7 protein-coding genes are annotated in these 6239 nt (G+C 69.1%); 6 read left to right on the top strand and 1 reads right to left on the bottom strand.

The annotated features are described in order from the left end of the window. Window positions 1-392 precede the first annotated feature (392 nt). On the bottom strand, window positions 393-1367 hold the full coding sequence (locus AC1DXV_RS30025; protein WP_477869833.1) for a LysR family transcriptional regulator: 975 nt from the start codon (window positions 1365-1367) through the stop codon (window positions 393-395). Window positions 1368-1458: 91 nt separating this feature from the next. Here AC1DXV_RS30025 and AC1DXV_RS30020 point away from each other — a divergent pair, with 91 nt between their 5' ends. The 6 genes from AC1DXV_RS30020 to AC1DXV_RS29995 all read left to right on the top strand — a co-directional run. Beyond that, window positions 1459-2925 (top strand): form I ribulose bisphosphate carboxylase large subunit, encoded by a 1467-nt coding sequence (locus AC1DXV_RS30020; RefSeq protein WP_477869835.1) that lies wholly within the window; start codon window positions 1459-1461, stop codon window positions 2923-2925. Between the two features lie 24 nt (window positions 2926-2949). After that, complete coding sequence (locus AC1DXV_RS30015; RefSeq protein ID WP_477869837.1) at window positions 2950-3384, top strand: ribulose bisphosphate carboxylase small subunit; 435 nt, start codon at window positions 2950-2952, stop codon at window positions 3382-3384. A gap of 49 nt (window positions 3385-3433) precedes the next feature. After that, complete coding sequence (cbbX, locus tag AC1DXV_RS30010) at window positions 3434-4294, top strand: CbbX protein (RefSeq protein ID WP_477869841.1); 861 nt, start codon at window positions 3434-3436, stop codon at window positions 4292-4294. After that, window positions 4291-5040 (top strand): HAD-IA family hydrolase, encoded by a 750-nt coding sequence (locus AC1DXV_RS30005; protein ID WP_477937102.1) that lies wholly within the window; start codon window positions 4291-4293, stop codon window positions 5038-5040. The genes cbbX and AC1DXV_RS30005 overlap by 4 nt, the downstream gene beginning before the upstream one ends. After that, window positions 5040-5741, top strand: coding sequence for a ribulose-phosphate 3-epimerase (rpe, locus tag AC1DXV_RS30000; protein WP_477937100.1), 702 nt, complete (start codon window positions 5040-5042; stop codon window positions 5739-5741). The genes AC1DXV_RS30005 and rpe overlap by 1 nt, the downstream gene beginning before the upstream one ends. Continuing rightward, window positions 5741-6239, top strand: a 499-nt coding sequence (locus tag AC1DXV_RS29995; RefSeq protein WP_477937098.1) for an HAD family hydrolase, incomplete at its 3' end; no start/stop codon positions are given. The genes rpe and AC1DXV_RS29995, both read left to right, overlap by 1 nt.

Genomic DNA, 6239 nt, shown 5'->3' with positions numbered 1-6239 from the left:
AGACGCACGTGGGTTGAAACTGCCAGGGAGGCGCGGACCGCCTCGAACTGGTGAAGTCGTGCGTCTGGTCCGAGGCGCACGTGGGTTGAAACACTGGCTGCCCCCTTGTGCCTTGAGGATTGCGCGGGTCGTGCGTCTCTCCCGAGGTGCAGGTGGATTGAAACTCGAACGAATCCATCGTCGGACATGCGAGCGACAGTCGAACGCCTCATCCGAGGCGCACATGGGTTGAAACGCGCTGGGCGCTTCGACATCGACCCAGCCGGTGAGTCGTGCGCCTCGTCCAAGGCACGCGCGGATTGAAACTGCTTGCCGTTGTAAATATTGCAGTTCCAGGGATGTCGCACGTCTCTTCCAACGCGCACATCGGTTCCAACTCCAACCCGCATTGGTCAACCTGAAGACGCCTTACGTGGGGCCGCCGCGCGCCGCTTCGGCGCCGATCGCAAGCTCCGCAACTGCGCATCGATCAACCCCTGTCCCTCATCCGCCAGGAACTGCTTGAACGCCGACGTCACCTGCGGCAGGCGGCGCGACGCCAGGTGCATCGCGTACCAATCCCGCTGCAGCGGGTTGCCGGCCATCGGCAGCAGCGCCAGCAGCCCGGCCTCGAGCTCCAGCGCGCAGGTGTGCAGCGACAGGAAGGCCACGCCGAAGCCGGCGGCACACATGTGCTTGATGGCCTCGTTGCTCGACATCTCCGAGCCGATGCGCAGCGGCACGCCGGCATCCTTGTAGAGCCGCTCCAGCGTCGTGCGCGTGCCCGAGCCGCGCTCGCGCGCCAGCAGGTTCGCTTCCACCAGGTCGGCCAGTGCCGGCCGGCGCTGCTTCATCAGCGGATGCTTCGGCGACGCGAGGAACGCCATCGGGTGCTTCGCGAACGCCACCGCCGTCGTCTTCAGCTCGGCGGGCGGCCGGCCCATGATCGCGATGTCGACCTCCTGCGCGGCCAGCATGCGCACGATCTCGTCGCGGTTGCCCACCTGCAGCTTCACCTTCACGTCCGGGTGCTGGCCCGCAAAGGCCACCAGCAGCGGCGGCAGCAGGTACTCCGCCGTGGTCACCGCACCCACCCGCAGCGTGCCCGAGAACAGCCCGCGCTGCGCCGCCATCTCGTCACCCGCCTCACGCCACAGCTCGAGGATGCGCGCCGCATAGCCGGCCATCAGCTCGCCCGCCGCCGTCAGGCGCACGCCGCGCCCGCTCTTCTCCAGCAGCGGTGCCCCCGCGCTTTCCTCCAGCAGCTTCAGCTGGATCGACACCGCCGGCTGCGTCAGGTGCAGCTCGCTCGCAGCACGCGACACGCTGCCCAGGCGTGACACCGCATGGAAGGCCGCGAGCTGGCGGAAGGTGGCGTTCTTGAGCATCAGTCGAAGCTTATGGGTTGCCGAAAAGAATCAATTATTCCGAATGCATCGCGATGCCTACATTCGACTCAACCGAGCAAGGAGAGTGTCCATGGGCCACATGAAAGACGCAACGCAGATCACCGATGCCAAGAAGCGCTATTCGGCCGGCGTTCTCAAGTACGCCCAGATGGGCTACTGGAACGCCGACTACGTGCCGAAGGCGACCGACATCCTGGCGCTGTTCCGCATCACGCCGCAGGACGGCGTCGACCCGATCGAGGCCGCCGCCGCGGTGGCCGGCGAATCGAGCACCGCCACCTGGACGGTCGTCTGGACCGATCGCCTGACCGCCTGCGACATGTACCGCGCCAAGGCCTACCGGGTCGAGCCGGTGCCGAACAACCCCGGCCAGTACTTCTGCCACGTCGCCTACGACCTGAGCCTGTTCGAGGAGGGCTCGATCACCAACGTGGCCGCGTCGATCATCGGCAACGTGTTCAGCTTCAAGCCGCTGAAGGCCGCACGGCTCGAGGACATGCAGTTCCCGGTGGCCTACGTGAAGACCTTCGCCGGCCCGCCCACCGGCATCGTGGTCGAGCGCGAGCGGCTCGACAAGTTCGGCCGCCCGCTGCTCGGCGCCACCACCAAGCCCAAGCTCGGCTTGTCGGGCCGCAACTACGGCCGCGTGGTCTACGAAGGCCTGCGCGGCGGGCTCGACTTCATGAAGGACGACGAGAACATCAACTCGCAGCCCTTCATGCACTGGCGCGACCGCTTCCTGTTCGTGATGGACGCCGTCAACAAGGCGAGTGCCGCCACCGGCGAGGTCAAGGGCAGCTACCTGAACGTCACCGCCGGCACGATGGAGGAGATGTACCGCCGCGCCGAGTTCGCGAAGTCGCTCGGCTCGGTGATCGTGATGATCGACCTGGTGGTGGGCTACACCGCGATCCAGTCGATGAGCCACTGGTGCCGGCAGAACGACATGATCCTGCACTTGCACCGCGCGGGCCACGGCACCTACACCCGCCAGAAGAACCACGGCGTGAGCTTCCGCGTGATCGCGAAGTGGATGCGCCTGGCCGGCGTCGACCACATCCACGCCGGCACCGCCGTCGGCAAGCTCGAAGGCGATCCGATGACGGTGCAGGGCTACTACAACGTCTGCCGCGACACGCACACCGTGGTCGACCTGCCGCGCGGCATCTTCTTCGAGCAGGACTGGGGCGCGCTGAAGAAGGTGATGCCGGTCGCCTCCGGCGGCATCCACGCCGGCCAGATGCACCAGCTGCTCGACCTGTTCGGCGACGACGTGGTGCTGCAGTTCGGCGGCGGCACCATCGGCCACCCGCAGGGCATCCAGGCCGGCGCCACCGCCAACCGCGTCGCGCTCGAGGCGATGGTGCTGGCGCGCAACGAGGGCCGCGACATCGCGAACGAAGGGCCCGACATCCTGGCCGAGGCGGCCAGGTGGTGCGGCCCGCTGCGCGCCGCGCTCGACACCTGGGGCGAGGTCAGCTTCAACTACACGCCGACCGACAGCTCCGATTACGTGCCCACGCTCGCCGTCGCCTGACCCCGAACACCCTGGAGACCTCGCATGCGAATCACCCAAGGCACCTTCTCGTTCCTGCCCGACCTCAGCGACGCGCAGATCGTCCGCCAGATCGATCACGCGCTCGGCAAGGGCTGGACCATCGGCATCGAATACACCGACGACCCGCACCCGCGCAACACCTTCTGGGAGATGTTCGGCAACCCGATGTTCGACGTGTCCGACGCGGCCGGCGTGATGCTGGAGCTCCGGCAGTGCCGCAAGACCTTCCCTGACCACTACATCCGCCTGGCCGCGTTCGACTCGACGCACGGCACCGAATCGGTGGTGCTGTCCTTCATCGTCAACCGGCCGGCGGTGGAACCGGGCTTCCGGCTGATCCGCACCGAAGAGCAGGGCCGAAGCTTGCGTTACAGCATCGAAAGCTATGCCGTGCAGCGTTCGCCCGAGGGCGAGCGGTACGGAATGCGCCAGGAGTGACCGCGCCATGAACGAGGACCGCGACAGTCTGTGTCAGCCGCCCGGCGAGATGCCGGAAGCGTCGGCGGCGCGCGCGATGCTCGACCAGCTCGATGCCGAACTGATCGGCCTCGCGCCGGTGAAGGGCCGCATCCGCGACATCGCCGCGCTGTTGCTGATCGACAAGCTGCGCGCCGAGCAGGGGCTGCAGTCGCAGCCGCCCTCGCTGCACATGTGCTTCACCGGCAACCCCGGCACCGGCAAGACCACCGTCGCGATGCGCATGGCCGAAGTGCTGCGCCAGCTCGGCTACGTGCGCAAGGGCCACCTGGTGGCGGTGACGCGCGACGACCTGGTCGGCCAGTTCATCGGCCACACCGCGCCGAAGACGCGCGAGGTGCTGAAGAAGGCGATTGGCGGCGTGCTCTTCATCGACGAGGCCTACTACCTGTACAAGCCCGAGAACGAACGCGACTACGGGCAGGAGGCGATCGAGATCCTGCTGCAGGTGATGGAGAACCAGCGCGACGACCTGGTGGTGATCCTCGCCGGCTACCAGGACCGCATGGAGACCTTCTTCGCCAGCAACCCCGGCATGGCATCGCGCATCGCGCACCACATCGATTTCCCGGACTACAGCGAGGCCGAGCTGATGCTGATCGCGCAGCTGATGCTGACCCGGCTGAACTACCGCTTCGACGACGCGGCCGAACCGGCCTTCGCCCGCTACCTGAGCCTGCGCCGGCAGCAGCCGCACTTCGCGAACGCACGCTCGATCCGCAATGCGCTCGACCGCATCCGGCTGCGCCACGCGACGCGGCTGTTCGGCGCCGGCCGGCGGCTGACGCGCGAGCAGCTGTGCACCCTGCAGGCCGAAGACGTGCTCGCGAGCCGCGTCTTCGCCGGCCCCACTCCAGGAGCAAGACCATGAGCATCGAGGCCCTGATCTTCGACGTCGACGGCACGCTGGCCGACACCGAAGAGGCACACCGCGTCTCGTTCAACAGCGTGTTCGAGCAGCACCGGCTCGGCTGGACCTGGACGCGCGCCGAGTACCGCCAGCTGCTCGACGTGCCGGGTGGCAAGGAGCGCATCGCGTCGTACATCGCGTCGCTGCCGATCGGCGCGGCCGAACGCCAGCGCCTGCTGGCCCTGGTGCCGCGGCTGCATGCCGACAAGACGCGCTTCTATGGCGAGGTGGTGAGCGAAGGCGGCGTCACGCTGCGCGACGGCGTCGAGCGCCTGCTCGACGAAGCGGTGGCGCAGGGCTTGCACCTGGCGATCGCGAGCACCACCACCGCCGCCAACATCAACGCGCTGCTCAACGCCACGCTGGGGCCGCGCGGGCTCGACCTGTTCGCGGTGATCGCCTGCGGCGACCAGGTGCGCGCAAAGAAGCCGGCCCCCGACATCTACCGGCTCGCGCTCGACACGCTGGGCCTGCCGCCGGAGCAGGCGCTGGCCATCGAGGATTCGGCGCACGGGCTGCGTGCCGCCACGGCCGCCGGCCTGTGGACGCTGGTGACGCCGACCTTCTGGACCCAGGACGGCGACTTCCGCGGCGCCGGCCTGGTGCTGCCCAGCCTGGCCGGCCTCGGCCTCGACGCGCTGATCCGCACCGCGCGCCCGGCCCGCGCCGCGTCGCCRGTGCAGGCGCTGTACCAGGAGGCGCGTTGATGAACCCCGCCATCCGCATCGCGCCCAGCCTGTTGTCGGCCGATTTCGCGCGCCTGGGCGACGAGGTGCGCGCGGTCATCGCCGCCGGCGCCGACCTGATCCACGTCGACGTGATGGACAACCACTACGTGCCCAACCTGACGATCGGGCCGATGGTGTGCCAGGCGATTGCGCCGTACTGCCGGCGCGGCGACCGGCCGGTGCCGATCGACGTGCACCTGATGGTCAAGCCGGTCGATGCGCTGATCCCGATGTTCGCGCAGGCCGGCGCGTCCATCATCTCCTTCCATCCGCAGGCCAGCGAGCACGTCGACCGCACGGTGCAGCTGATCCGCTCGTTCGGCGTGAAGGCCGGCCTGGCGCTGAACCCGGCGACGCCGCTGAACGTGCTGGACCACCTGCTCGACCAGCTCGACCTGGTGCTGCTGATGAGCGTCAACCCGGGCTTCGGCGGCCAGGCCTTCATCGAGGGCGTGCTGCCGAAGATCGAGGCCGCGCGGCGCCGCATCGACGCGAGCGGGCGCGAGGTCTGGCTCGAGGTCGACGGCGGCATCAACGCGAACAACATCGGGCGCGTGGTGGCCGCCGGCGCCGACACGCTGGTGGCCGGCTCGGCGGTGTTCAGCGGCGGCGACTACCCGAAGGCGATCGCCGCGCTGTGCGTCAACGCGCAGCGCCGCGATCTCGCCGAGAGCGCGTGATGCGGGTCGCCGCCCTCTGCTTCGACCTCGACGGCACGCTGGTCGACAGCGCCGCCGGCATCGCGCTGGCGCTCAACACCGCGCTGGCCGAGGATGGGTTGCCGCCGTTCGACTTGACCACCGTGCGCGGCTGGATCGGTGACGGGCCCGACGCGCTGATCGTGCGCGCGCTCGACGCCAACGGGCTGCGCGACTTGCCGGTGCTCGCGGCCCGGCTGCGCCTGCGCTTCGACGCCGCCACGCTGGACACGCCGTCGGCGCAGGGCAGCGTCTACCCGGGCATCGCCACGCTGCTGGCCCGGCTGGGCGGGCGCTACCCGATGGCGGTGGTGACGAACAAGCCGACGCCGCTGGYGCGCGCGGTGCTGGACGCCGCCGGCCTGCTGGGGCATTTCGCGCAGGTGCACGGCGCCGACGCGCCGGCGCAGCGCAAGCCGGCGCCGCTGCTGATCCAGCAGGCGGCGCGCCGCTTCGGCGTCTCGGCGGCCAGCGTGCTGA

The organism is Rhizobacter sp. P3_C12 (assembly GCF_056402735.1).
Note: the sequence above shows the minus strand (reverse complement) of the source record. Positions and strands in the feature narration are given on the sequence as shown.

Coding starts and splice junctions, on each gene's coding strand:
- rpe (WP_477937100.1), top strand. CDS start 5,040: ATGAACCCCGCCATCCGCATCGCGCCCAGCCTGTTGTCGGCCGATTTC.
- AC1DXV_RS30020 (WP_477869835.1), top strand. CDS start 1,459: ATGGGCCACATGAAAGACGCAACGCAGATCACCGATGCCAAGAAGCGC.
- AC1DXV_RS30025 (WP_477869833.1), bottom strand. CDS start 1,367: ATGCTCAAGAACGCCACCTTCCGCCAGCTCGCGGCCTTCCATGCGGTG.
- cbbX (WP_477869841.1), top strand. CDS start 3,434: ATGCCGGAAGCGTCGGCGGCGCGCGCGATGCTCGACCAGCTCGATGCC.
- AC1DXV_RS30015 (WP_477869837.1), top strand. CDS start 2,950: ATGCGAATCACCCAAGGCACCTTCTCGTTCCTGCCCGACCTCAGCGAC.